Here is a 21,970-nt window from a genome sequence, read left to right on the forward strand (position 1 = left end):
GCCCTGCAGACCAAGCAGCAGCTTGGTGTTCAGGCGCTTGGCATCGCCAACCAGTCCTCCAGCGTTCTGCTCGGACTCTTCCGATAAGACAAAGGAGGCGTGGCCGCTCGCGGCCACGCTTTGGCGTCGGCGGCGGGAAGGACTGTCCTTCCCGCCGCTTTCGCCCATAGGGGCCCGCGCAAGCGAGCCGCGGAGGAAACCATGGAGAGTAAGCTTTCCAGCATCGCCGTCGTCTCGACCGAGATGGACGGCGTGGCGTCGCCGAAACCCGCGCCGGCTCAGGTCGCCGTGCAGGAAGAGGCTCCGACGCCGGACCTGCGGCTGGTCATCGAAGACCGCGGTCCGCACGGCGGTTTCGTCTACAAGACCATAGACCGGCGCACGGGCGAGGTCGTATTGCAGCTTCCCCGGGAAGAGGTGCTTCGCCTGCGCGAGGCGGCCGGGTACGAAGCCGGCGCGGTGATCGACACCAGCGCCTGATCGGGCCGCTTCGCCAGCGCCCGCCGCCGAATTTACGGCGTTAATCTTTCAGAAACCACGATCTCTCAGCGTTAACCATACTAACGGCGCGCGAGTCGCGCGCACTCATGGGTTCTCTGAAGGAGATTTGCGCCATGGCGATGAGCGTCAACACGAACAAGTCGGCGCTGATCGCGCTCCAAAACCTCAACAGCACGAACGAAAAGCTCGAGCAGGTTCAGAACAAGATCAACACCGGCCTGCGCGTCTCCAGCGCCAAGGACAACGCCGCTGTCTACGCCATCGCCCAGAAGCAGCGCGCCGACTTCAGCTCCCTCGGCGCGGTGAAGATGAGCCTCGACCGGGCGACCTCGATCACCGACGTCGCCCTGACGGCCGGGCAGCAGATCTCCGACATCCTCGTGCAGATGCGCGAAAAGGTGGTGGGCGCGGCCGAAGACTCCGCGTCGCCCCAGACGAAGAAGGCCTTCGACGACGAATACCAGACCCTGCTGCAGGCCATCAGCCAGTTCGCCAGTTCGGCGGAGTTCGACGGCGTTTCCGTCCTGAACGGCAGCCTGACGGCGGACCTTAACTTCCTGGCCAACGCCGATGGCGACAGCTACATCTCGCTGACCCCGCAGGACTTCACGGTCACCGGCTCGATCATCGGCCTCGACGGCACCGACCTGAACGGGACGACCACCAACGTGAAGTCGGTGCTGGCCTCGCTCGACTCCGCCATTTCGAACGTGACGGCGGCCCTCGCCGAAATGGGCGCCCAGGCCAAGCAGATCGAAAAGCACGTGACCTTCGTGGCCAAGCTGCAGGACACCCTGGAGACCGGCATCGGCAACCTGGTGGACGCCGATATCGCCAAGGAGAGCGCCCGATTGCAGTCCCTGCAGGTGCAACAGCAGCTCGGCGCCCAGGCCCTGTCGATCGCCAATTCCCAGCCGCAGGTCATCCTTCAGCTCTTCCGCGGCGGCTAAGGTCGAGGCCGGCTCGGCGGCGCGCTGAAATATTAAGGCGCAGCTTAACCTATCGTCAGCTCTACCTGGGGCAGAGTAGGGTCGGGCAAGCGTGCAGAGTCGGTGACCTAGGTGATTGGCCTCGATACCAGCATCCTGCTCAGCTACTACCAAGCCAAGAGCGGCTCGGTGGTGGCGAGCGGCGGCGTAGCGGCGCCCGGTTCGAAGACCGGCGTCGGCGGCACGGCTGCGCCGACGGCGCCTTGGAGCAGCCTTTCGAAGGCCCCCAAGCCCGACGACCTGCTCAAGAGCGTCCTCATCGGGCGCAAGTTCATCGATGAGGCGCAGACCCAGCTCGATGTCAAAGGCGCCAGCGACGACTACCGCCAGCTCTTCACGATGTACCAGGGGCTGGCGCTCCTGGAGAGCCTGGCCAAGCGGGCCGACGACGACAAGGTCAGCCCCGCGGAGCTGACGCGGATCCAGGCCGCATTCTCCCGTGGCATGGCCGAGGTCTCCAACTACGTCGACTCGACCGACTTCGAGCATCTGCGGCTGACCTATGGCGACGCCGCCGACAAGGCCAAGGCCACCGTCGGCGTGCCCAAGACGACGCCGCGCTACTTGACCGATCCGATCCACCAGGGCACGGCCACCGAGGCGGTCGAGGCCTTCCAGGGCGACGTGCGGTTCAGCATGAACGTGGCCCTGCCCAACAAGACCCAGAAGACGATCGACTTCGACCTCTCCGAGATGGGCTCGCTGCCCCGCTCGATGAACAATGTGGTCAAGTACCTCAACGACAAGATCGCCACGACCACCGGCTATTGGACCCGCTTCGCGGTCGAGAAGATTCCGGGCGAGGAGAAGACCGTCGAGGTGAACGGACGCACCGTCAGCCTGGGCAAGGCGCCCGATCAGTTCGCCATCAAGATCCAGGGCGACACGACGGAAATTCTTACCTTTTCCGCGCCGGCGACCTCGCCTGCGGTCTATATCACCCAGACCGCCGGGGATCCCGACCCGAAAGAAACCACGACCGCTGCCAAGCCGGCCGCCAGCACGACCTCCGAGGCCAGCGAGACGCCCGCGGAGGCGGAAGAAAAGCCTACCGTCGAGCAACTCCTGAAGTTCGAGACCGGCGCCACCTCCGATGCGGTTCGTCGGCCCGGCGACGTGAACTGGGTGGACGGCCGGGTCTTCAACGTCGAACTGCCCGAGGGCGTCTCTCAGGTGCGGACGACCGTCACCGGCCCTGACGGCTCGCTCTACATGCTCGCCGACGTCGACGGCGAGGTCGACGGCCAGACCATCAAGGGCTCCGGCGACGTGGCGCTGATGAAGTTCGATTCGGCCGGAAACGTCGTCTACACGCGCACGCTCGGCGCCTCCGAGGCGGCCAGCGGCCTGGCGCTCAGCGTCGGTCCGGACGGCCAGATCGCCGTCGCGGGGTCGGTGACCGGTGGGTTCGCCGCCTCGGGCGTGCCGATCGGCGACACCAACACGATCCCCAAGGTCCTGGCCGCCGACGAAGGGGCCGACCCCACCAAGCCCGACAGCTTCGTCGCCGTGTACAACGATGCGGGCGAGGAGATGTGGTCGCAGCGGCTTGGCGCGCGCGACGACGACGAGGCCACCGAAGTGGCGTTCGGCGCCGACGGCTCGGTCTATGTTCTCGGCCGCACGAAGGGGGCCATGACCGGCCAGGTTTCGAGCGGAAGCTGGGACAGCTATCTGCGCGCCTTCGACGCCGATGGACGTCTGAAGTCGACCACCCAGTTCGGCGCGGCCGGTGAAGACAAGCCCGCGGGCCTGGTGGTCAACGGGACCAATGTCGTCGTCACGACCATCGAAGGCGGGGAGGTGAAGCTCCGCAATTTCGACCTCACCGATCCGAAGGCCCCGGTCGTCACCGCGACCCGCAACCTCGGCTCGATCGGCGGCGGGACCATCGCCGGCGTCACCATGGATGGCGGCTCGATCATCATCGCCGGCTCGACGGGCGCGACCCTGGGCATCGGCAACACCACCCGGGCCTCGTCGGGCAGTATCGACACCTTCGCCGCCCGGATCGCCTTCGATCTCAGCTCCGGCGGCGACGCCATCGCCTATTACGGCGGGGCGGGCGATGATCGGGCCTCGGCCATGACCGTCGCCGATGGCAAGGTCTGGATCACCGGCACGACCAAGACCGCGCTTCCAGGCATGGACGCCACGCTTGGGAAGACCGACGGCTTTGCGGTTGGCCTGGATATCGCCTCCGGCGCGGTGGCCTGGTCCCAGCGGTTCAGCGGCAAGGACGGCATTGTCAATCCGACCTCGATCGCCGTCGATCCGGGCGGGGCGAGCGCCCTTGACCGGCTTGGCCTGCCCACCGGCAAGATCGCCTATTCGGATTCCCAACTGGTCACCGCTGCGACCTCCGCGCGTCCCGGCGACCAGTTCCAGATTCGCCGGCGGATCGGCGGCTCGGCGGTGACGATCACCATCGAGGCCAATGACACCCTGCAGACCCTCGCCACCAAGATTCTCCGGGCCACCGCCTATTCGGTGAAGGCCGACGTCGTTTCCGACGGCGACGTGCGCAAGCTGCAGATCATGCCCAGGAACAGTCGGTCCAGCCTGGAGATCCTGGGCGGGAAGGGCGGTCTGGATGTGCTGGAGGCCCTGGGCCTGCAGGAGGGCTTCGTTCGCTCCATGGTGACCGACGACGGCGTCTCCAAGCCCGGCGACGGCGGGGCGGCCATGTACGGCCTGAAGATGCCGCGGGACCTGAACCTCTCCAGCGAAGAGAACATCAAGAAGACCCTCGACCGGCTGACGATGGCCATGTCGGTCCTGCGCACCGCCTATCGCGACCTGGAAGCGGGAATGAAGCCGGCCGCCGAAAAGAAGAAGGTCGAGGGAGAGGTCCCCGCCTATCTGAAGAACCAGCTCGCCAACTATCAGGCGGGCCTGAACCGTCTCCTGGGCGGCGCCTGACCCGCCTACGCTTGAAACCGTCACACGCACGGTCTAGCGAGGGCGCATGGATTTCCTGAAGGATCGACGCACGCTTCTGGCGCTCGGCGGCGGCGCGGCCGCCCTGATCGCGGGGCTCCTCATCGCGAACGCGATGGTGAGCAAGGGCCGTGGCGAAAAGGCCGCGCCGCCGCCGGCCTCTCAAGGCGGACTGGTGGTCGAGACCGGCGCCCGCGACGACGGCAAGCTGGACCCGGCCAAGCCGCTGCGTTGTTTCGTCGCCGGACAGTATGTGGGCGAGATGACCCTGGCCGACTGCGCCAAGCGGAACGGCGTCGCCACCGGCGCCCTCGATGTCGGCGTCGATGAGGCGGGCAATCTCGCCGCCGCCGACCAGGCCGGCACCATGCTGACGCCCCTGCCGCCGACGCCCGAGCCGGTGACCGCCGGCGTCGCGCCTCCCGGCGCCGTGGTTCCGGCCCCGACGGCTGCGCCGGCCAACGCCCCGGCTGGAAGCTGCTGGCGCTACGTCGATGGCGGCTGGCGCAAGTTGCCAAGCGAACAGACCCTGCACGCCTGCGTTCAGACCCTGTTCGCCGGACGGTGCGAGCGCCCCGGCGGCGCCACCTATGGCCGCTGGATGTCGCAGACCTTGCGCCTGGTGCCCGGAAAGGTTGAAGTGTCCGGCGACAACCGCAGTTTCCGCCTGCTGGCGGAACAGGCCTCGAACTGCTCCATCGCTCCGATCGGCTAAGCGTCGCCTTGGCCCCGCCTCAATCGCGCCTATAGGCTTCAGCCATGCTGTTTCGAACCGCCATCGTCACCGGCCTCGCCGTTCTTTCCCTCGGCGCCTGCTCCCAAAAGACCCTGCCGCCGGGCGGGGAGGGGATCTGCTGGCACGTGACCAAGCAGGACGGTGAGCTGAAGTACCACAAGCTCGCCACCAATGTTCCTGACCTGGAGCACTGCGCCGCCGAGCTCGAAGGCATGCGGGTCCGCTTCCTGCGGATGGGCGGGACCACCACCGAGGTGACCGGCGCCTACAAGGGCAACTTCATCTTCGTCGACAAGCGCGGAATCTTCACCGCCCCGTCGCTGGAGGAGCATCCCTACCTCGCCATGGTGCGGACGGGCGATGGCCGCCTGGCCGTCCCCGGCGCCATGCCGCGGGAGGCTGCGCCGCCCGCCAACTAAGCGGCGCAAATCCTCTGTGGACGAAGCGCGATTTGGCGCGAACAAATGCGGAACATTAACTTGATCGCCCGCCGGGCCTCGTCTAGCGTCCGCCTTTAGGCCGCTGGGCCGCAAGCACGGAAAGCAAGGGACGAACTCATGGCGGGCAGCGTCAACAAGGTGATCCTGGTCGGCAATCTCGGCGCCGATCCGGAAATCCGCAGCCTCAATTCTGGCGACCGGGTCGCCAACCTGCGGATCGCGACGTCGGAAACCTGGCGCGATCGCGCCACCGGCGAACGCAAGGAAAAGACCGAATGGCACCGGGTCGTGATCTTCAACGACAACCTGGTGAAGGTGGCCGAGCAATATCTGCGCAAGGGCTCGAAGGTTTATATCGAGGGCTCGCTGCAGACCCGGAAGTGGACCGACCAGTCGGGCCAGGAGAAGTTCTCCACCGAGATCGTGCTCCAGAAGTTCCGGGGCGAACTGACCATGCTCGACGGTCGCAGCGAGGGCGCTGGCGGCGGCGGTGACTACGGCGGTGGAAGCGGTGGATATGGCGGCGGTGGCGGCGGCTTCGGCGGCGGCCCGCGCAACCAGGGCTCAGGCCCCCGCGAGGACTTCTCCGCCGACCTCGACGACGAGATCCCGTTCTAAATCGGAACCCCATCCTGCTCCGATGCATGGCCGGCCCTCCTGAGGCCGGCCATGTTCGTTTTCGGCTGGCCGACATCCCCAAAGCCACCGCAGGCATTTGACAACCGCGCCGCGGACGGCCTCTTGGGCGCAGCCTGGCGCGTCGGAGAGGGTCGTGGGGTTTTCAGCCAAGAATCTGATCGGTCGCACGACGCTGATCGTGGCCGCCGTGGCGATCGTGCAGGCGATCGTGAGCATCGGATTCTATGCGGCGATCGACCGTCAGGACCAGCGCGAGGACCATGCGCGGCGCATCGCCGAGCTGCTGGTCGTCGGCGGCCGGGCGCAGGCGGCGGGCGGCGGGCTGAACGCTGCGACCGACGCCGTCATGACCACGCGCCATCTGGAGGCCGCCGTCAGTCCGGCGCGGCCCGACTGGCCGACCATCCAAGACGCCACGGCCGAGGCCATTGCACGCCAGGTCATCCAGTGGGAGCCGTCCCTCGACGGCCGCTCCCTGCGCCTCTGGACCGAGCGCAACCCCGGCGGCGGCGATGATCTGGTCGGGGCCATGCGGCTTGCCGACGGCCAGTGGCTGACCTTCCGCTCCCGTGACGTCCCGCGTAGCTGGCCGATCGCCCTGCGCGCCACGGTGATCACGCTTCTCGTGGCGCTTCTCTCCCTGGGGCTGGCGATCTACGCGCTCGGCGCCCTGGGCAGGCCGCTGAGGCGGCTGGCCGTCGCGGCCCATGAGTTCGGGGAGGGGCGTCGTGCGCCTGTGGCGATCCAGGGGCCGGCCGACCTGCGCGACCTGGGCCGCGCCTTCAACAACATGCAGACCCGCATCGGCGGGCTGATCGAGGATCAGGCGCGGGCCATGGAGGCGATCAGCCACGACCTCGGCACGCCGCTCAGCCGATTGAAGATCGCCGCCGATTTCATTGACTGCACCGACACCCGGACCATCGTCGTCGATAACGTCGATGAGCTGAACGCGATGCTGGAGTCCCTGCGCGGCTACCTGCGCGCCCAGCACCAGGCCGCGGCCTCGGAGAAGGTCGACCTTGGCCGGCTGCTGGCCGACCTGCTTGTCCGCTGGAACGGCAAGGCGGCCTATCGCGGACCGGACAGCCTGGTGGTCTCGACCTATCGGGGACCGCTCGAGAAGGCGATCGTGCAACTGGTCGACAACGCCGTCCGCTACGGCGAGGAGGCCGATGTCGAGGTTGTCGAGGAGCCGGCCGGCGTCGCGATCCACATCCGAGACAAGGGACCCGGCATTCCCCAGGATGCCCTGGAGCGCATCTACGAGCCGTTCTTCCGGGTCGATACCGCCCGCAGCCGCGACACGGGCGGCCTCGGCCTCGGCATTCCCACGGCGCAGCGGTTGCTGCGGCGGTTCGGCGGCGACCTGGTGATCGGCAACGGACCCGATGGCGGCCTGCACGTGATCATCCGCGCCCCGGTCGCCGCCGAGCCCGCCGGGGCCTGGTAGGCGGCCAGCCTAGCCGCCGGCGATCACGCCGCAAGCGATCCGGGCGCCCGCGCCGCCGATCGGCTGGGTCTTATGGTCGTCGGCGTTGGCGTGGATCATGATCGCCGAGCCGTCGGCGTCGGCCAGGGCCTGGCGGCCGCCGGCGCCGCTGAGCGACACGAAGCTGGAGAAGAACTCGGCGCTGGCCGTCCCGTCGGCGGCCACATAGATGTTCGGCAGGTCGCCCGCCTCGTTGGCGTCGGGGTTCAGGAGGCCGTGGACCATGGTCGACCCGCCGTGGACGTGTCCGCCGGCCGAGGTGAAGTCCGACTTCGAGCAATCGCCCTTCTCGTGGAAGTGCAGGCCATGCCAGCCCGGCGTCGCGCCCTTCAGCTCGATCTTCATCAGCAGGCCCTTGGGCGCATCGGTGAGTTGCGCCGAGCCGATCACGGCGCCGCTGGCGTTCTTCAGGTCCGCCCGCTGGCTGGCGGGCGCATCCGCCGCAGTCGCCGAACCGGCGATCAGAGTGGCGGCGAGGGCGACGAGAGCATATCTCATGGGTTCAGCACCTGACGTTTGAATCTGCACGGAGATTGGCCTTGCGGCCTCCGGGATGGTAACAAACGAACCTAGCTTTGTGTCCGATTCTAACGGCTAAACCGTCCCTTGACCGAAGAAACCCAAACCCCGCCCGATGACGGCCGGCGCGGGGGCATCGCCCCTATCGCCATCGAAGACGAGCTGAAGCGTTCGTATCTCGATTACGCCATGAGCGTGATCGTCAGCCGCGCCCTGCCGGACGCGCGCGACGGCCTCAAGCCCGTTCACCGCCGCATCCTGTTTTCGATGAACGAGCAGGGCCACACGCCCGACCGTTCGTATGTGAAGTCCGCGCGGGTCGTCGGGGACGTGATGGGTAAGTATCACCCGCACGGCGACGCCTCGATCTACTTCACCATGGTCCGCATGGCGCAGCCCTTCTCGATGGGCCTGCTGCTGATCGACGGCCAGGGCAACTTCGGCTCGGTGGACAACGACCCGCCGGCGGCCATGCGCTATACCGAAAGCCGCATGACCAAGGCCGCGATGTCCATCGTGGCCGACCTCGACAAGGACACCGTCGACTTCAAGGAGAACTACGACGGCACCGAGCAGGAGCCGGTGGTCCTGCCGTCGCGGATCCCGAATCTGCTGGTCAACGGTGCCGGCGGCATCGCCGTCGGTATGGCCACCAACATCCCGCCGCACAATCTGGGCGAGGTGGTCGACGCCTGCCTGGCCTATGTGGACGATCCCGAGATCGGCCTCGACGCCCTGCTGGACATCGTGCCGGGCCCCGACTTCCCGACCGGCGGCGAGATCATCGGCCGCTCGGCCTCGCGCACCGCCCTGGCCACCGGCCGCGGCTCGGTGATCATGCGCGGCAAGGCGGACATCCAGGAGATCCGCAAGGATCGCGAAGCCATCGTCATCACCGAGATCCCGTATCAGGTGAACAAGGCCGCGATGGTCGAGCGCATCGCCGAACTGGTGCGCGACAAGAAGATCGAAGGCGTCGCCGACCTGCGGGACGAGAGCGACCGCGACGGCATGCGGGTCGTCATCGAGATGAAACGCGAGGCGTCTCCGGACGTCGTGCTCAACCAGCTCTATCGCTACACCCCGCTGCAGTCGTCCTTCGCGGTCAACATGCTGGCCCTCGACCGCGGCCGCCCGCGCGAGATGAACCTGCGCGAGCTGGTCGCCGCCTTCGTGGACTTCCGCGAAGAGGTCGTGGTCCGGCGCGTCAAGTTCGAGCTGGGCAAGGCGCGCGACCGCGGCCACGTCCTGGTCGGCCTCGCCATCGCCGTCGCTAACATCGACGAGTTCATCCACATCATCCGCTCGTCGAAGGACCCGGCCGAGGCGCGCGAGCGCCTGGTCGCCCGCAACTGGCCGACCGGCGACATGATGCCTCTGGTGGAATTGATCGCCGACCCGCGCACGGTGGTGATCGACGACGACAAGATCCGGCTGACCGAGGAACAGGCCCGCGCCATCCTGGCCCTGACCCTGTCTCGCCTGACCGGTCTCGGCCGCGACGAGATCTTCGGCGAGGCCAGCGAACTGGCCGGAACCATCCAGGGCCACCTGACGATCCTGTCCTCGCGCGAAAACGTCATGGCCATCGTGCGCGAGGAACTGGTGGAGGTGCGCACCGCCTTCGCCGTGCCGCGCCGGACCGCCATCGTCGACGGCGACGCCGAGGTCGAGGACGAGGACCTGATCGCCCGCGAGGACATGGTCATCACCGTGACCCACGGCGGCTATGTGAAGCGCACGCCGCTGGCCACCTACCGGACCCAGCATCGGGGCGGGAAGGGCCGTTCGGGCATGGCGACCAAGGACGAGGATGCGGTCACCCGCGTCTTCTCCGCCTCGACCCACACGCCGATGCTGTTCTTCTCGTCGGGCGGCAAGGTCTATCAGCTCAAGGTCTGGCGCCTGCCGGTCGGCAATCCGAACTCGCGCGGCAAGGCGTTCGTGAACCTGCTGCCGATCGAGCCGGGCGAAAGCATCACCTCCATCCTGCCGTTGCCGGAGGACGAGGGCGCCTGGGATCAATACGACGTCATGTTCGCCACCCGTTCGGGCAATGTCCGGCGCAACAAGCTGTCGGACTTCCAGGGCATCAAGCGCAACGGCAAGATCGCCATGAAGCTGGACGACGGTGACTCGATCATCGGCGTCGGCCTCTGCAACGCCGCTCAGAACGACATCCTGCTGACCACGGCGCTCGGCCGCTGCATCCGCTTCGCCACAGAAGAGGTCCGGGTCTTCGCCGGTCGCGACTCCACCGGCGTGCGCGGCATCCGCCTGGCCGAGGGCGACAGCGTCATCTCGATGGCCATCCTGCGGTCGGTCGAAGCGACGCCCGCCGAGCGCAGCGCCTATGTGAAACACGCCAACGCCATGCGCCGGGCCACCGGCGACGAGGTGGACGAGGTCGCCGCTCCGGACGACGAGGAAAGCGAGGGCGAGGTCACGCTCAGCGTCGAACGCATCGCCGAACTCGGCGCGGCCGAGGAGGTCATCCTCACCGTCTCGACCGAGGGCTTCGGCAAGCGCTCTTCGGCCTACGAATTCCGTCGCACCGGGCGCGGCGGTCAGGGCCTGCTCGCCCAGGACCTGACCAAGAAGGGCGGCCGCCTGGCGGCCTCCTTCCCAGTCGAGGAGTTCGACGAAATCCTGCTCGTCACCGACCAGGGTCAGCTCATCCGTACGCCGGTCAACCAGATCCGCATGGTCGGCCGCAACACGTCCGGGGTCACCATCTTCCGGACCAGCAAGGACGAGCATGTCGTGTCGGTCGAACGCCTGGCCGACCAGGGCGACGAGGCGGAGGACGAGGGGGATGCGGCGGACTAAGGCCGCCGCGTGATCCGGGATTGCGCAACCTCAAGTGCGCTAAGGGATTGCGGTCCGCCAATTAGGACTTGCTTTCAGGGCGTGCGCCGGTGAAATCGCGGCGCAAGTAACGGGGGAGACGTCGAATGACGCGCGTTGGGCTCTATCCGGGGACCTTCGACCCAATCCACAACGGCCACACCGACATCATCGGGCGGGCCGTGAAGCTCGTGGACAAGCTGGTCATCGGCGTGGCCATCAACGCCGGCAAGGGGCCCCTGTTCGAGCTGGAGGAGCGCGTGGCGATTCTCCGCGCTGAAACCGAGCACCTGACCCATCGCGCCGAGATCATCGTGCAGCCTTTCGAAGGCCTGCTGATGCACTTCGCCCGCGAAATCGGGGCTGGGGTCATCGTCCGTGGCCTGCGCGCCGTGGCCGACTTCGAATACGAATTCCAGATGACGGCGATGAACCAGCAGCTCGACCGCGAGGTGGAGACCCTGTTCCTCATGGCCGATCCGCGGCACCAGGCGATCTCCTCCAAGCTGGTGAAGGAAATCGCCGTTCTCGGCGGCGACATCAGCAAGTTCGTCAGCCCGCAGATCATGCACGCCCTGCTGGCCAAGGTCGGCCGCGCCTAGGAAGCCCAGCGTCCGGTCAGCTTGACCTTGATTTCGCCAAGCTCGGCATGTTCCAGAGCGGCGCGGCGTCTTCCGTCCCGCTCGGAACCGGCGCACGTGCAAATTACGAGTGACCCGATGTTCCGCACCGTATTTCTCGCCGCCGCCGTCATGGCGCTTGCGGCGCCCGCCGCCGCCCAGGCTCCCGCGGCCAAGGCGTCCCCCGCGCCGCCGCCGGCCGCATCGGACTGGCGCACGCCCAATCCCGACGACGTCATGGTGATCGACACCAACAAGGGCCGCATCATCGTCGAGTTGGTCCCCGAAGTCGCGCCCGCCCACGTCCAGCGTGTCAAGGAACTGACTCGCGCCGGCTTCTACGACGGCCGCAGCTTCTTCCGGGTGATCGACCAGTTCATGGCCCAGACCGGCGATCCTGAGGATCAGGGCACAGGCGGCAGCGACAAGCCCGACCTCACCCAGGAGTTCCTGTTCCGCCTGGGCGGCGACAGCGGGTTCGTGCAGGTCGCCGACGAGAACGTCAGCCAGACCGGCTTCATCAAGACCCTGCCGGTCCGCAGCCAGAGCCCGATGCTCGCGGCCATGACCGCCGACGGCAAGATTTCGGCGTGGCCGCTCTACTGCCCCGGCGTGGCCGCCATGGCCCGCGGGCAGGGAGAGGACAGCGCCAACAGCCAGTTCTTCCTAATGCGCCAGACCTATCCCACCCTGGAGAAGCGCTACACCGGCTGGGGCCGGGTGATCTCCGGGCTCGAGGTGGTGCGGGCGATCAAGGTCGGCGAGCCGGTCACCCCGCCGCAAGACAAGATGGACAAGGTCCGCATCCTGGCCGATATCCCGGCTTCCGAACGACCCAAGGTTCGCGTCGTCGATACGGCCAGCCCCTGGTTCAAGGCCAAGATCGACGCTGCAAAGACGCAGGCGGGAACCAATTTCTCCGTCTGCGATATCAACATTCCATCGGAGGTGAAGTGATGGACCCGGAAAACACCCTCATCCTGACCCTGGACACCGGTCCGGTGACGATCAAGCTCCGCCCCGACCTGGCCCCCGGCCACGTGGAGCGCATCAAGGAGCTGTCGCGTGAAGGCTTCTATGACGGCGTGGTCTTCCACCGCGTCATCGACGGCTTCATGGCCCAGGGCGGCGACCCGACCGGCACCGGCACCTCGGGCTCGGACAAGCCGAACCTGAAGGCCGAGTTCTCCCGTGAACCGCACGTGCGCGGCGTCTGCTCCATGGCCCGCACCTCGGCCCCGCACTCGGCCAACAGCCAGTTCTTCATCTGCCTGGACGATGCGACCTTCCTCGACGGCCAGTACACCGTTTGGGGCGAAGTGGTCGAAGGCATGGACGCCGTCGACGCCCTGCCGAAGGGCGAGCCGCCGCGCAGCCCCGGCAAGATCGTCTCGGCCCGCGTGGCCGCCGACGTCGCGTGACGCCAAAGCTCGAAGCGGCTTATGCCGAGCCGCATCGGCGCTACCATACGCGCGAACATATCGAGCAGTGCCTGGCGCTGCTCGGTAAGGTTCCCGACCTGCAAGATAGCGAGCGCCGGATCCTGGAGCTCGCGATCTGGTGGCATGACGCCGTCTACGACCCGACCGCCTCCGACAACGAGGTCAGGAGCGCCGAGATGGCCAAAGCCGATCTGCGCGAATTTGACGACATCTCGATTCACGCGCGCGAAGAGGTCGCCCGGCTGATCCGCCTCACCGCCGGCCATGAGGTCGAGGAGGAGGATCGCCTGGGGGAGATCATGGTCTCGATCGACCTTGCGATCCTCGGCGCGCCGGCGCCGCGCTACGACGCCTACGCGCACGCTGTCCGCGAGGAATACGCCCACGTCCCCGACGAGGCTTGGCGCAAGGGTCGGGTTGCGGTGCTGCAACGCTTTCTGGACGCGCAGGTTATCTTCCCCGATCCCGCGTTCGCCGAATGGCTGGACGCCCAGGCGCGAGAAAACCTCACTCGGGAGCTCGCGTCCCTAAGCTGAGGGGAGGTCACCGTGGCGCCGCGGTTGAAGGTCTTCGTCACCTCCGATGGCCTCACCGACTATGTCGTCGCGGTCAGCTCGCGGGCCAAGGCGCTGGAGGCCTGGGGCGCTCACCAGGATCTCTTCCAGACCGGCGGCGCACGCCAGACCGAGGATCCTGAGCTGGTCGAGGCCGCCTGCGCCTCGCCCGGAACCGTGCTCCGACGTCCGACCGGCGCGACGCCGCCGAAGGCGGCTGCAAAGCCGAAGTCCAAGCCCGCGGCGAAGCCCGAGCCGCCGAGACCCGCTCGGCCCAAGGCGCCGTCGCCGGCCGCGGTCAGGAAGGTCAAGGACCTCGAGGCCCGGCTCGTCGACATGGCCGCCGCACACGGTGAGGCGCTCGATGAGATCGCCGCCCAGCGCGCCGCGCTCGACGCTCGCCGCGAGGCTCTGGAAACCGACTATCTCGCTAAGCGCGAGCGGCTGCGCGAAGCGCTCCGCAAGGCCCGCGAGGCCCTACGGCGCTAGGATGGTCACGATCGGATAGTGGTCGGAGCCCACGGCCGGTCCGCGCGTGACGCTCACCGTCCGCCACCCTGGTCCGGCATAGACCTGGTCGATCGGCAGGAAAGGGAAGGGCGCCTCCAATCGTCCGCCGGTGAATCGGCCGACCGGCCACGAGAACAGCGCCCGCGTCCGCCGCTCGATCGCGAACATCGCATCCTCGCGCCGCCGGGCGAACGACCAGGGCGTGGAGTTGAGGTCGCCGGTGAAGATCAGCCGTTCCTTCGGAAAGCGCCCGAGGAAGCCGGCGATGAGCCGCCCCTGCGCCTGTTGGCGTCCCGCCGGCACCGGCCAGCCGTAATGGGTGCCCGCCACGGTGTACTCGCCGTGCTGGTCGCGGAAGGTGGCGGCCGCGACCGGCGGCCTCAGATATTTGTCGGCGTCCAGCGGCGTGACCATCCGCCGGATCGGCTCGGCCTTGGAGAGGATCATCACTCGGCAGTCGAAGGTCGTGACGTGGTAGTCGGCCAACTCTACGGGCAGCATCTTGCGGACCCGGCAGACCTCCTGCAGCACGATGATGTCGGGGTCCTGCGCCTTCAGCCAGGCGATCGCCTTGGCTGGCGTCCGGTTGCGGTCCCAGAAGTTGAGCTGGATGACCTTGATCCTGCCCGGCGCGGCGGCCGGCGCCGGCGCGCTCTTCGGGCGCAGGTATTCGGGGAGGATGAGGCCGGCGCACAGCAGGATCGCCGTGCCCGCCATGACCAGCATGGCGATCCGCGGCCAGCCTCTCACCAGGAAGGCGTAGGCCGCCGGCAGGATCGCCGCGCCCAGCACCAGCGGTGCGAAGTGCGTCAGGGCGTCCAGCCGCATGCTCCAGCGCCCCCCGTGCGCCGCCGCGGCCCAGGCCAGGCAGCAGAGCGCCACCAGGGTCATGAATGCGGCGAGGACGGAGCGGACATGTTCCATGCAATCACTTCGGGGCCAGCAAGACGAGGAGCGGATAGTGGTCCGAACCGAGCCTCGGCCCGCGGCGTATTTCGACCGTGCGCCAGTCTTCCCCGGCATAGACGTGATCGATGGGCAGGAACGCCAGGCCGAACGGGCCGTTCGCCGGCCAAGTAGGCAGGGCGCGTGTCCGGCGCTCCAGGCCGATCGCCGCGTCGTCCCGTCTGCGATCGAATGACCACGGCGTGGAGTTGAAATCGCCGACGACGATCATCCGCGCCTTCGGCAGCGGCTTGAGCACCTGAAGCATCCGGAGGCCGTTCTCGCGATGGGTGCGGACCTTCGTGGGCCACTGGTAGTGAATCCCAGCGACGATGAACTCGCCGCGTGCGTCAGCCATATGGACGGCGGCGATCGACGGCCCCAGGCCATAGCGACCGCGCCGCGGGCTTTCGATCTTCAGGGGCGGCGTCCGCGTGAAGATCGCCACGCCGCAGGTGCGCCCGCAGGCCATATAGCGGCCCAGCCGTTGAGCGACCGCGGTCTGGAACACTTCGCGCGAATCCTCGACCACCAGGATGTCCGGGTCCTCCTTGGCCAGCCAGGCCAGCCGTTCCTCCAGGCCCTTCGCGTCCAGGGCGGCGTTGAACTGGACGAGCTTGAGCTGGCCGCCTGCGTCCGCCGGCGCGGCCGGACTTTGCCGCCGCAGCAACTCCGGCGCGATCAGCGCCCCGCTCGCCAGCACGGCGATCGCGGCAAGCGCGAGGGGAAGACGCCGCTCCGCGACGAAAAGGCTCGCAGCCACGGTGATCACGCCGCCCGCGACATAGAGCGGCGCGAAGTGCGTCAGCACGTCCAGATGCCCGCTGAACCGGCCGCCCTGCGCCAGCACCGCAGCGATCGCGCAGGCCCAGCCGAGCGGCAGGATCACGGCCGAATAGAGGAATCTCAGCAGCCCCATGTCCCCGACCTGCACATCGCCACGCTTGACGGGTGGGCCCACCCGTGCGCTTCAAGCGCGCCCATGCAGCTTGCCGACTTCGACTTCGAACTTCCAGAGGACCGTATCGCCCTGCGGCCGGTCAGTCCGCGCGACTCCGCGCGACTGCTCCTGGTCCAGCCGGGCCAGCCCCTGGCCGATCTGACCGTCTCCGACCTGCCGGGCCTGCTCCGGGCCGGAGACATGCTTGTCCTCAACGACACCCGGGTCATCCCGGCGCGGCTCAAGGGCCGCCGCCTGCGGGAGGGCTCGGACGTCGCCGTGGAGGCGACCCTCCATCGACGCCTGTCCCCCTGGCAGTGGACCGCCTTCATGCGTCCGGGCAAGAAGCTCGCGCCCGGCGACCGCATCCGCTTCGGCGCCATGGAAGATCGCGCCTGCCTGCTCACCAGCCTCGACGCCACCGTGGTCGAGAAGGGCGAGGGCGGTGAAGTCACCCTGTCCTTCGATCTTTCCGGGCCCGACCTCGACCTGGCCATCGCCGAGCGGGGCGCCATGCCGCTGCCGCCCTATATCGCGGCCAAGCGCGGCGAGGACGCCCAGGACCGCACCGACTACCAGACGGTCTACGCCGACGAAGAGGGCTCGGTGGCCGCGCCGACCGCCGGCCTGCACTTCACGCCCGAGCTTCTGGCGCGCCTGGAGGCCATGGGCGTCGGCGCGACCTTCGTCACCCTTCACGTCGGCGCCGGCACGTTCCTGCCGGTAAAGGTCGAAAACCTGACGGAACACCGTATGCACGCCGAGTACGGGGAAGTTGACGCCGCCGCCGCCGCCAGCATCAACGCCGCCAAGGCTGCCGGCGGCCGCATCGTCTGCGTCGGCACGACTTCGCTCCGTCTCGTGGAGAGCGCCGCGGGCGAAGACGGCGTCGTCCGTCCCTTCGCCGCCGAGACCTCGATCTTCATCACCCCCGGCTACCGCTTCCGCGTGGCCGATGGCCTGATGACCAATTTCCACCTCCCGAAGTCGACCCTTTTCATGCTGGTCAGCGCCTTCGCCGGGCTGGAGACCATGCGCGGCGCCTACGCCCACGCCATTGAGAGCGGCTACCGCTTCTATTCCTATGGCGACACCAGCCTGCTCTGGAGAGCCAACTAGTGGCCGCGTTCCCCTTTGAGATCAACGCCGTGGACGGCGCGGCTCGGACCGGTGTCCTGCGCACGCCGCGCGGCGAGATCCGCACGCCCGCCTTCATGCCCGTCGGGACCGCGGCCACCGTCAAAGCGCTGACCGTGGACCAGGTGCGCGCCGCCGGCGCCGACATCATCCTCGGCAACACCTATCACCTGATGCTCCGTCCCACCGCCGAGCGCGTCGCACGCCTGGGCGGCCTGCATCGGTTCATGCGCTGGGATCGCCCGATCCTCACCGATTCCGGCGGCTTCCAGGTCATGTCGCTCTCGAAGATCGCCAAGGTCACCGAGGAGGCCGTGTCCTTCCAGAGCCACATCGACGGTTCCAGGCACGTCCTGACCCCGGAACGTTCCATCGAGATCCAGGCCGACCTGCTGGGCTCGGACATCGTCATGCAGCTCGACGAGTGCGTGTCCTGGCCGGCCGAGGAGCGCAGGGCCGCCGAGGCGATGCGGCTCTCGGCTCGCTGGGGCAAGCGCTCCAAGGCCGCCTTCGGCGAGCGCGCCGGCCAGGCGCTGTTCGGCATCCAGCAGGGTTCGACCTTCGAGCACCTGCGCCGCGAGTCGGCCGAGCGGCTCGTCGAGACCGGCTTCGACGGCTACGCCCTCGGCGGGCTGGCGGTTGGGGAGGGGCACGAGGCGATGTGCGAGGTCCTCGACTACGCCCCGGCCATGCTGCCCGCCGACCGGCCGCGCTATCTCATGGGCGTGGGTAAGCCCATCGATCTCGTGGAGGCGGTGGCCCGCGGCGTCGACATGTTCGATTGCGTGCTGCCGACCCGTTCCGGCCGCCACGGCCAGGCCTGGACCTGGGAAGGCTCGATCAACCTGAAGAACGCCCGCTTCGCCGAGGACGACACGCCCCTGGACGAAACCAGCGACTGCCCGGCGTCGTCACACTACTCGAAGGCCTACCTGCATCACCTTGTGAAGGCTGAGGAAATCCTCGGCCAGGTGCTGCTCTCCTGGCACAATATCGCCCATTTCCAGGCTCTGACGGCGGCGATGCGCGCGGCGATCGCCGAGGGCCGGTTCGAGCAGTTCCGTCGCGACTTCAAGGCCCGTCAGCGGACCGGATAGCGTGGCCGCAGGCCCTGGCTCGGCACGGGCGAGCCGGTCAGCATGTGCGAAGGCGTGGCCGGCGGCGAGCAGCCCTTCGATTCGCCCAGGCCCTTCAAGTAGGCCCGGCGCACCGCGCCAGCGAGGATCGCGGCCTGCACCAGGCTGTCGTGCCGCTCGGCCCCCGACAGTTGCCGGATCCAGCCGCGGAACGGGATCACGCTCGAGCTCAGCGAGGCCATCGCCCCCAGCGCCGTCTTCTGGCCGCGCTCCATGACGTCGTCCTCGTCCACCGCCGGCTCGTCGAGGTCCGCGCCCAGCGCGCCGTCGAGCGGCCGGACGGCGGCGGTGATTCCCGCGCAGGTGTTGGCGCTTGGGCGCTTGTAGGGATCGGCCATGGCCTCGAGCAGGACCGGCGGGATCTTGGTGCGCAGAACGTTCACGTCACGCAGCGGCGCGGCCATCGCCCCCTGGATGTTCTCGCGCTTGGCCTCCGACGTCGTCTGGATCTTGCTCGATCCGTCCGCAGGGGTGGTCAGGCAGCCGGCGAGGGGCAGCAGCAGCGGCAGGACGAGGAGGGCTCTACGCATGACTGAAAATAGCGCCGGCAAGCGCGGCCGGTCGAGTGAAACCACGTTGGACGGGAATGGTAGGCCGGCTGGGACTCGAACCCAGGACCATTCGATTAAAAGTCGCTTGGTGCGCATTGGTTTTATTGCCGACCGTCAGACTGTTCCCGTTCAGTTCACGTCTTGAAAACGCTGTGCTTTTCACGCGAGTCTGACGGTTCTACCAGCCTTTGGCGCGGCAATTCCGCGGCGTTTTTGGGCCTTCGCGGCCAGGGCGTTGTCGCGCGGCAGATACTTCGCCAGGATCTGGGCGGCGGTCCCCGGCGCGTGGCCGGTCACCGAGGCGATTTCCGGCACGTCAGAGCCCGCCCGGGCCATCTGGACGACACAGCTATGGCGCAGGGCCCGGAGGACGAGGTGGCGGCCCTTGGCCTCGCTGCGGATGTCCGCGAAGACGTGGCCCAGGCGAGCCTCATCCCAAGGCTTGCCAGTGGCCTTGTCGGTGAAGAGGTAGAGGCTGTCAGGATCGGCAACTTCGGCGATCAAATCGCGCGTCCGCTTGCTCACGCGGACGGTCACCCAGGAATCCGTCTTCGACTGCCAGAAGCGGAAGGCGCCATCGACATACTCGGCGCCGGATCGGAAGAGCCGGGCGTCGGTGACCCGCTGGCCGATCTCCCAGAGCGTCGAGATCATGGCGGCGATTGAGGGCTGGCCCTGATCCTTGCAGGCCTTGATGTAGAACGCCACGTCGTCGGCTTCCCAGATGGTCACCTTGGACTTGGGAGCTCCCATTTTCACGGTGTCGAGCGGATTGGTCGTGCGCCATTCGAGCTGAATGGCCCGGTCCAGCAGCATCGACATGACGATCTTGAGGTGACGCCTCGTCGTCGGCCGGTCGTCGTAGTGGGCCAGGAACGCCTCGATCGCCTCGAGCTTGATGCGATCGACCGGCTTGTGGCCGTTGGCGGCCGACCACGCCTTGATCAGGCCGGCGTGGTAGATGTAGCCCTTCTGGGTCTTCGGCTTCTTGTCCTTGAACCGCTGGGTGCTCTGCCAGGACCGGATGAGCTCTGGCATGGACCGCGCCGGCGCGGGAGCCTCTCGGCCCATCCTGGCGGCCCTGAGCCGGTCCAGCAGCCGCTTTGCGTCGGCCTGAATGCGGGCGACCTCTTCGGCGTCCGTCAGGTCTCCCCGGCGCTCACCGTTGACGGGGAGCGGTATCGCCGCCGACCAGTCGGAGGGACGCAGGCGCTTTGGGACCTCGAACAGCACGCGCGCCGTTCCGTCCAGGCGGGGCCGCACGGTTACGTACCGGCCGAGATCGAGCTTTATGGAAGGCATCAGCGTCAAAGGTCCAATCGTTGTCGCCCTGGTCGGGCACATCTGATGCTCCATCGGTGGAAAGGCCAAGCGCCCGAAGGACCTCAGCTCGATCGAAAACTGTGGACCGCCCCCCTTGAACGGTGGACGCTGGGAGCCAGGCGGGGTCAGCCAACCTCTTCCGGTTGAGGGTCGAGATCGAGAACCGGCCAAGCATGCAGACTTCCGCGCTCGTCATGCGCAGCGGCAGATGGTTGGGGTCGAGAGAAGGCGCGGCGCTCACCCTCCACCCCCTCGGCTGACATCTGCGTCGGCCAAGCCGCGAAGATGCCGCGCTATGTCCAAGGCGGCGTGATAGGCCGCCGAGTTTATAGTGCCGTCGATCTGCAGGTCTTTTGACTTTGCGAAATCGGCTCTGGTCCTTGCGGTCCCGCGCAGCACGGGGTCATGCAGGATGCTATCCTGGCAGAGACGCATGCGCTCCTCCGCGTAGAACTCTGCGTAGTCCGCAGCCTCGATCAGCGCGTCCCGACGCTCAGACATCTGCGTCTCCCTGGAGGGTGCTGGTGCGTGGATGTAGGCCTAGTTCGTAGGCCCTCAAGTCGAGGCCGTGGCGTCGGCTATCATCCACGCTAGAGCCCAGGCCCATGCAGTGCGGACAGGTTCGCGGGTGGCGCGTTAGCGTCAGTCTTACGACGCCGGCGCCGCAGCACATAGGGCAGCGGATGCGCTCTAGAGTTGGGCCGCGAAGGAGTTTCAGCTCACCCATTCCCACCCCCATGTGATGAAGAGAGGGCTTTCAGGCCCGCCCGCATCGCGGCGATCCGCTCGGCCCTGAACTCCTGGCAGTCGGCGCAGTCGCCGTCGCAATCGTAGTGGAACCAGGGTGACGGCTCGCCACGCTGGGCCGCGTCTTCACGATCATGGGCGCGGCAGATCGCTTCGATGTAAGAATCATCCAGCCTAGCCAGAGACAAGTGATCGTCGTGAAGTATGCGCGCTGCTGCGGTCTCGGCTGAGCAGTAGCCATCGACTGCGCGCTGAACGTGCCTAGCGATAATCTCTTCGGCGTAGCGAGGCCCTCCTTCTATGGTCATGACGTCACCTGTTGGTCTTGGAGGGCTTTGAGGAGGGCGGCTTGATGCCGCTCCAGCACCTCGGCCGCCTCGGCGTAGCAATCCGCCAGGTATTCGGCCATTTCGCCGAAGTACGGTTTGGTGAAGGCCCGCCGGCAGCTCCGCTCAGCTTTGCGCAGATCCGCAATCCTCACCTTCAGGCTGTTCGTGACCCATGGCGCGCGGTCGGGGTCGGACGCCCAATCCGGTTTTGCCTTCTCACGGCTGGAGATCAGCTCAGAGAGCCCGCCTTCTATGGGGTGGGTCATGCTGCTTCTCCGAAGATGCTCGGCGCGGGAACGGCCGAGCGCCAAGCTGGCGGACACTGCCGCTGGTCCCAGCGGTCGGCCTTCTGCTTAAGCGCCCAGACCTTCCGCTCGCTGTAGCGGTTGAGACGGTTGTGGTTGCGGGCGAGGTCGGTGCTGTCCACGCTGGCGAAGGGCCAGGGGCAGTCCGGGTTGAGAAGCTGCATGCCGCGGAGCATGTGAAGCCAGGGCGTGAAGCGACGCCGCGCGCCCAGTTCGTTCCAGACCTCATCCATGCGCTCGATCCAAGCCGGCGACTTCACGGCGGCGAACTCGGCCGTAGAGCCGATGCAGACGCGCGGCCACTCATCGACCAGCCGAAGGAGGCGAT

At 67.6% G+C, this 21,970-nt stretch carries 22 protein-coding genes and 1 pseudogene; 16 read left to right on the forward strand and 7 right to left on the reverse strand.

The annotated features are described in order from the left end of the window. The 8 genes and pseudogenes from ABID41_RS11695 to ABID41_RS11730 all read left to right on the forward strand — a co-directional run. Positions 1 to 87: pseudogene (locus tag ABID41_RS11695) on the forward strand (flagellin); the annotation flags it as partial. A 114-nt stretch (positions 88 to 201) separates the two neighbouring features. Then, positions 202 to 480 carry a hypothetical protein gene (locus ABID41_RS11700; protein WP_331928093.1) on the forward strand — a complete coding sequence of 93 codons (279 nt, stop codon included), beginning with the start codon at positions 202 to 204 and terminating at the stop codon, positions 478 to 480. A gap of 134 nt (positions 481 to 614) precedes the next feature. Beyond that, positions 615 to 1,451: a flagellin gene (locus tag ABID41_RS11705; RefSeq protein ID WP_331928095.1), complete on the forward strand. Its 837-nt coding sequence runs from the start codon at positions 615 to 617 to the stop codon at positions 1,449 to 1,451. Between the two features lie 111 nt (positions 1,452 to 1,562). Further along, entirely contained in the window at positions 1,563 to 4,412 is a 2,850-nt protein-coding gene (locus ABID41_RS11710; RefSeq protein WP_331928097.1) for an NHL repeat-containing protein, read from the forward strand. Between the two features lie 46 nt (positions 4,413 to 4,458). After that, a complete protein-coding gene (locus tag ABID41_RS11715; RefSeq protein WP_354297746.1) occupies positions 4,459 to 5,145 on the forward strand; it encodes a hypothetical protein in 687 nt (228 codons plus the stop codon). 44 nt (positions 5,146 to 5,189) lie between these two features. Continuing rightward, positions 5,190 to 5,585 carry a hypothetical protein gene (locus ABID41_RS11720; protein WP_331932895.1) on the forward strand — a complete coding sequence of 132 codons (396 nt, stop codon included), beginning with the start codon at positions 5,190 to 5,192 and terminating at the stop codon, positions 5,583 to 5,585. A 138-nt stretch (positions 5,586 to 5,723) separates the two neighbouring features. Continuing rightward, positions 5,724 to 6,224: a single-stranded DNA-binding protein gene (locus ABID41_RS11725; protein WP_331932894.1), complete on the forward strand. Its 501-nt coding sequence runs from the start codon at positions 5,724 to 5,726 to the stop codon at positions 6,222 to 6,224. Positions 6,225 to 6,378: 154 nt separating this feature from the next. Continuing rightward, positions 6,379 to 7,698: an ATP-binding protein gene (locus ABID41_RS11730; protein WP_331932893.1), complete on the forward strand. Its 1,320-nt coding sequence runs from the start codon at positions 6,379 to 6,381 to the stop codon at positions 7,696 to 7,698. 9 nt (positions 7,699 to 7,707) lie between these two features. Here ABID41_RS11730 and ABID41_RS11735 read toward each other — a convergent pair whose 3' ends face one another. Further along, the gene (locus ABID41_RS11735) at positions 7,708 to 8,235 is read right to left on the reverse strand and encodes a superoxide dismutase family protein (protein WP_354297747.1); all 528 of its coding nucleotides are present in this window, start codon (positions 8,233 to 8,235) and stop codon (positions 7,708 to 7,710) included. Between the two features lie 210 nt (positions 8,236 to 8,445). On the opposite strand from ABID41_RS11735, the gene gyrA reads away from it, so the two are divergent. The 6 genes from gyrA to ABID41_RS11765 all read left to right on the forward strand — a co-directional run bounded on the left by gyrA (position 8,446) and on the right by ABID41_RS11765 (position 14,208). After that, the gene (gyrA, locus tag ABID41_RS11740; RefSeq protein WP_414695920.1) at positions 8,446 to 11,085 is read left to right on the forward strand and encodes a DNA gyrase subunit A; all 2,640 of its coding nucleotides are present in this window, start codon (positions 8,446 to 8,448) and stop codon (positions 11,083 to 11,085) included. A gap of 125 nt (positions 11,086 to 11,210) precedes the next feature. Then, the gene (coaD, locus tag ABID41_RS11745; protein WP_331929586.1) at positions 11,211 to 11,705 is read left to right on the forward strand and encodes a pantetheine-phosphate adenylyltransferase; all 495 of its coding nucleotides are present in this window, start codon (positions 11,211 to 11,213) and stop codon (positions 11,703 to 11,705) included. Positions 11,706 to 11,822: 117 nt separating this feature from the next. Beyond that, positions 11,823 to 12,680 (forward strand): peptidylprolyl isomerase, encoded by an 858-nt coding sequence (locus ABID41_RS11750; protein WP_331929588.1) that lies wholly within the window; start codon positions 11,823 to 11,825, stop codon positions 12,678 to 12,680. Beyond that, entirely contained in the window at positions 12,680 to 13,144 is a 465-nt protein-coding gene (locus ABID41_RS11755; protein WP_331929590.1) for a peptidylprolyl isomerase, read from the forward strand. The genes ABID41_RS11750 and ABID41_RS11755 overlap by 1 nt, the downstream gene beginning before the upstream one ends. Continuing rightward, the gene (locus tag ABID41_RS11760) at positions 13,141 to 13,701 is read left to right on the forward strand and encodes an HD domain-containing protein (RefSeq protein ID WP_331929592.1); all 561 of its coding nucleotides are present in this window, start codon (positions 13,141 to 13,143) and stop codon (positions 13,699 to 13,701) included. Before ABID41_RS11755 ends, ABID41_RS11760 begins: the two co-directional genes overlap by 4 nt. Before the next feature lie 12 nt (positions 13,702 to 13,713). Further along, the gene (locus ABID41_RS11765; protein ID WP_331929594.1) at positions 13,714 to 14,208 is read left to right on the forward strand and encodes a hypothetical protein; all 495 of its coding nucleotides are present in this window, start codon (positions 13,714 to 13,716) and stop codon (positions 14,206 to 14,208) included. Here the strand turns inward: ABID41_RS11765 and ABID41_RS11770 are convergent. After that, positions 14,197 to 15,153 carry an endonuclease/exonuclease/phosphatase family protein gene (locus tag ABID41_RS11770; RefSeq protein ID WP_331929596.1) on the reverse strand — a complete coding sequence of 319 codons (957 nt, stop codon included), beginning with the start codon at positions 15,151 to 15,153 and terminating at the stop codon, positions 14,197 to 14,199. The genes ABID41_RS11765 and ABID41_RS11770 overlap by 12 nt on opposite strands. 4 nt (positions 15,154 to 15,157) lie before the next feature. Continuing rightward, positions 15,158 to 16,135, reverse strand: coding sequence for an endonuclease/exonuclease/phosphatase family protein (locus tag ABID41_RS11775; RefSeq protein WP_331929598.1), 978 nt, complete (start codon positions 16,133 to 16,135; stop codon positions 15,158 to 15,160). 21 nt (positions 16,136 to 16,156) lie between these two features. Here ABID41_RS11775 and queA point away from each other — a divergent pair, with 21 nt between their 5' ends. Further along, positions 16,157 to 17,233, forward strand: coding sequence for a tRNA preQ1(34) S-adenosylmethionine ribosyltransferase-isomerase QueA (queA, locus tag ABID41_RS11780; RefSeq protein ID WP_331929600.1), 1,077 nt, complete (start codon positions 16,157 to 16,159; stop codon positions 17,231 to 17,233). Continuing rightward, complete coding sequence (gene tgt, locus ABID41_RS11785; RefSeq protein ID WP_331929602.1) at positions 17,233 to 18,348, forward strand: tRNA guanosine(34) transglycosylase Tgt; 1,116 nt, start codon at positions 17,233 to 17,235, stop codon at positions 18,346 to 18,348. The genes queA and tgt overlap by 1 nt, the downstream gene beginning before the upstream one ends. Here tgt and ABID41_RS11790 read toward each other — a convergent pair. The 4 genes from ABID41_RS11790 to ABID41_RS11805 all read right to left on the reverse strand — a co-directional run bounded on the left by ABID41_RS11790 (position 18,333) and on the right by ABID41_RS11805 (position 21,902). Further along, positions 18,333 to 18,917, reverse strand: coding sequence for a hypothetical protein (locus ABID41_RS11790; RefSeq protein WP_331929604.1), 585 nt, complete (start codon positions 18,915 to 18,917; stop codon positions 18,333 to 18,335). The two genes, tgt and ABID41_RS11790, sit on opposite strands and share 16 nt — an antisense overlap. A gap of 180 nt (positions 18,918 to 19,097) precedes the next feature. Then, complete coding sequence (locus ABID41_RS11795) at positions 19,098 to 20,240, reverse strand: tyrosine-type recombinase/integrase (protein ID WP_354297748.1); 1,143 nt, start codon at positions 20,238 to 20,240, stop codon at positions 19,098 to 19,100. Between the two features lie 1,072 nt (positions 20,241 to 21,312). Next, positions 21,313 to 21,603 carry a hypothetical protein gene (locus ABID41_RS11800; RefSeq protein WP_354297749.1) on the reverse strand — a complete coding sequence of 97 codons (291 nt, stop codon included), beginning with the start codon at positions 21,601 to 21,603 and terminating at the stop codon, positions 21,313 to 21,315. Beyond that, complete coding sequence (locus ABID41_RS11805) at positions 21,600 to 21,902, reverse strand: hypothetical protein (RefSeq protein WP_354297750.1); 303 nt, start codon at positions 21,900 to 21,902, stop codon at positions 21,600 to 21,602. The genes ABID41_RS11800 and ABID41_RS11805 overlap by 4 nt, the downstream gene beginning before the upstream one ends. Between the last annotated feature and the right edge of the window lie 68 nt (positions 21,903 to 21,970).

It is taken from the genome of Phenylobacterium koreense (assembly GCF_040545335.1).
Taxonomy (GTDB): Bacteria; Pseudomonadota; Alphaproteobacteria; order Caulobacterales; family Caulobacteraceae; genus Phenylobacterium; species Phenylobacterium koreense.

Excerpts from the sequence above, each read along its gene's own strand:
- ABID41_RS11700 (WP_331928093.1), top strand. The coding sequence starts at position 202 with ATGGAGAGTAAGCTTTCCAGCATCGCCGTCGTCTCGACCGAGATGGAC.
- ABID41_RS11705 (WP_331928095.1), top strand. The coding sequence starts at position 615 with ATGGCGATGAGCGTCAACACGAACAAGTCGGCGCTGATCGCGCTCCAA.
- ABID41_RS11715 (WP_354297746.1), top strand. The coding sequence starts at position 4,459 with ATGGATTTCCTGAAGGATCGACGCACGCTTCTGGCGCTCGGCGGCGGC.
- ABID41_RS11720 (WP_331932895.1), top strand. The coding sequence starts at position 5,190 with ATGCTGTTTCGAACCGCCATCGTCACCGGCCTCGCCGTTCTTTCCCTC.
- ABID41_RS11725 (WP_331932894.1), top strand. The coding sequence starts at position 5,724 with ATGGCGGGCAGCGTCAACAAGGTGATCCTGGTCGGCAATCTCGGCGCC.
- ABID41_RS11735 (WP_354297747.1), bottom strand. The coding sequence starts at position 8,235 with ATGAGATATGCTCTCGTCGCCCTCGCCGCCACTCTGATCGCCGGTTCG.
- gyrA (WP_414695920.1), top strand. The coding sequence starts at position 8,446 with ATGAGCGTGATCGTCAGCCGCGCCCTGCCGGACGCGCGCGACGGCCTC.
- coaD (WP_331929586.1), top strand. The coding sequence starts at position 11,211 with ATGACGCGCGTTGGGCTCTATCCGGGGACCTTCGACCCAATCCACAAC.
- ABID41_RS11750 (WP_331929588.1), top strand. The coding sequence starts at position 11,823 with ATGTTCCGCACCGTATTTCTCGCCGCCGCCGTCATGGCGCTTGCGGCG.
- ABID41_RS11755 (WP_331929590.1), top strand. The coding sequence starts at position 12,680 with ATGGACCCGGAAAACACCCTCATCCTGACCCTGGACACCGGTCCGGTG.
- ABID41_RS11770 (WP_331929596.1), bottom strand. The coding sequence starts at position 15,153 with ATGGAACATGTCCGCTCCGTCCTCGCCGCATTCATGACCCTGGTGGCG.
- queA (WP_331929600.1), top strand. The coding sequence starts at position 16,157 with ATGCAGCTTGCCGACTTCGACTTCGAACTTCCAGAGGACCGTATCGCC.
- ABID41_RS11790 (WP_331929604.1), bottom strand. The coding sequence starts at position 18,917 with ATGCGTAGAGCCCTCCTCGTCCTGCCGCTGCTGCTGCCCCTCGCCGGC.
- ABID41_RS11795 (WP_354297748.1), bottom strand. The coding sequence starts at position 20,240 with ATGCCTTCCATAAAGCTCGATCTCGGCCGGTACGTAACCGTGCGGCCC.
- ABID41_RS11800 (WP_354297749.1), bottom strand. The coding sequence starts at position 21,603 with ATGACCCACCCCATAGAAGGCGGGCTCTCTGAGCTGATCTCCAGCCGT.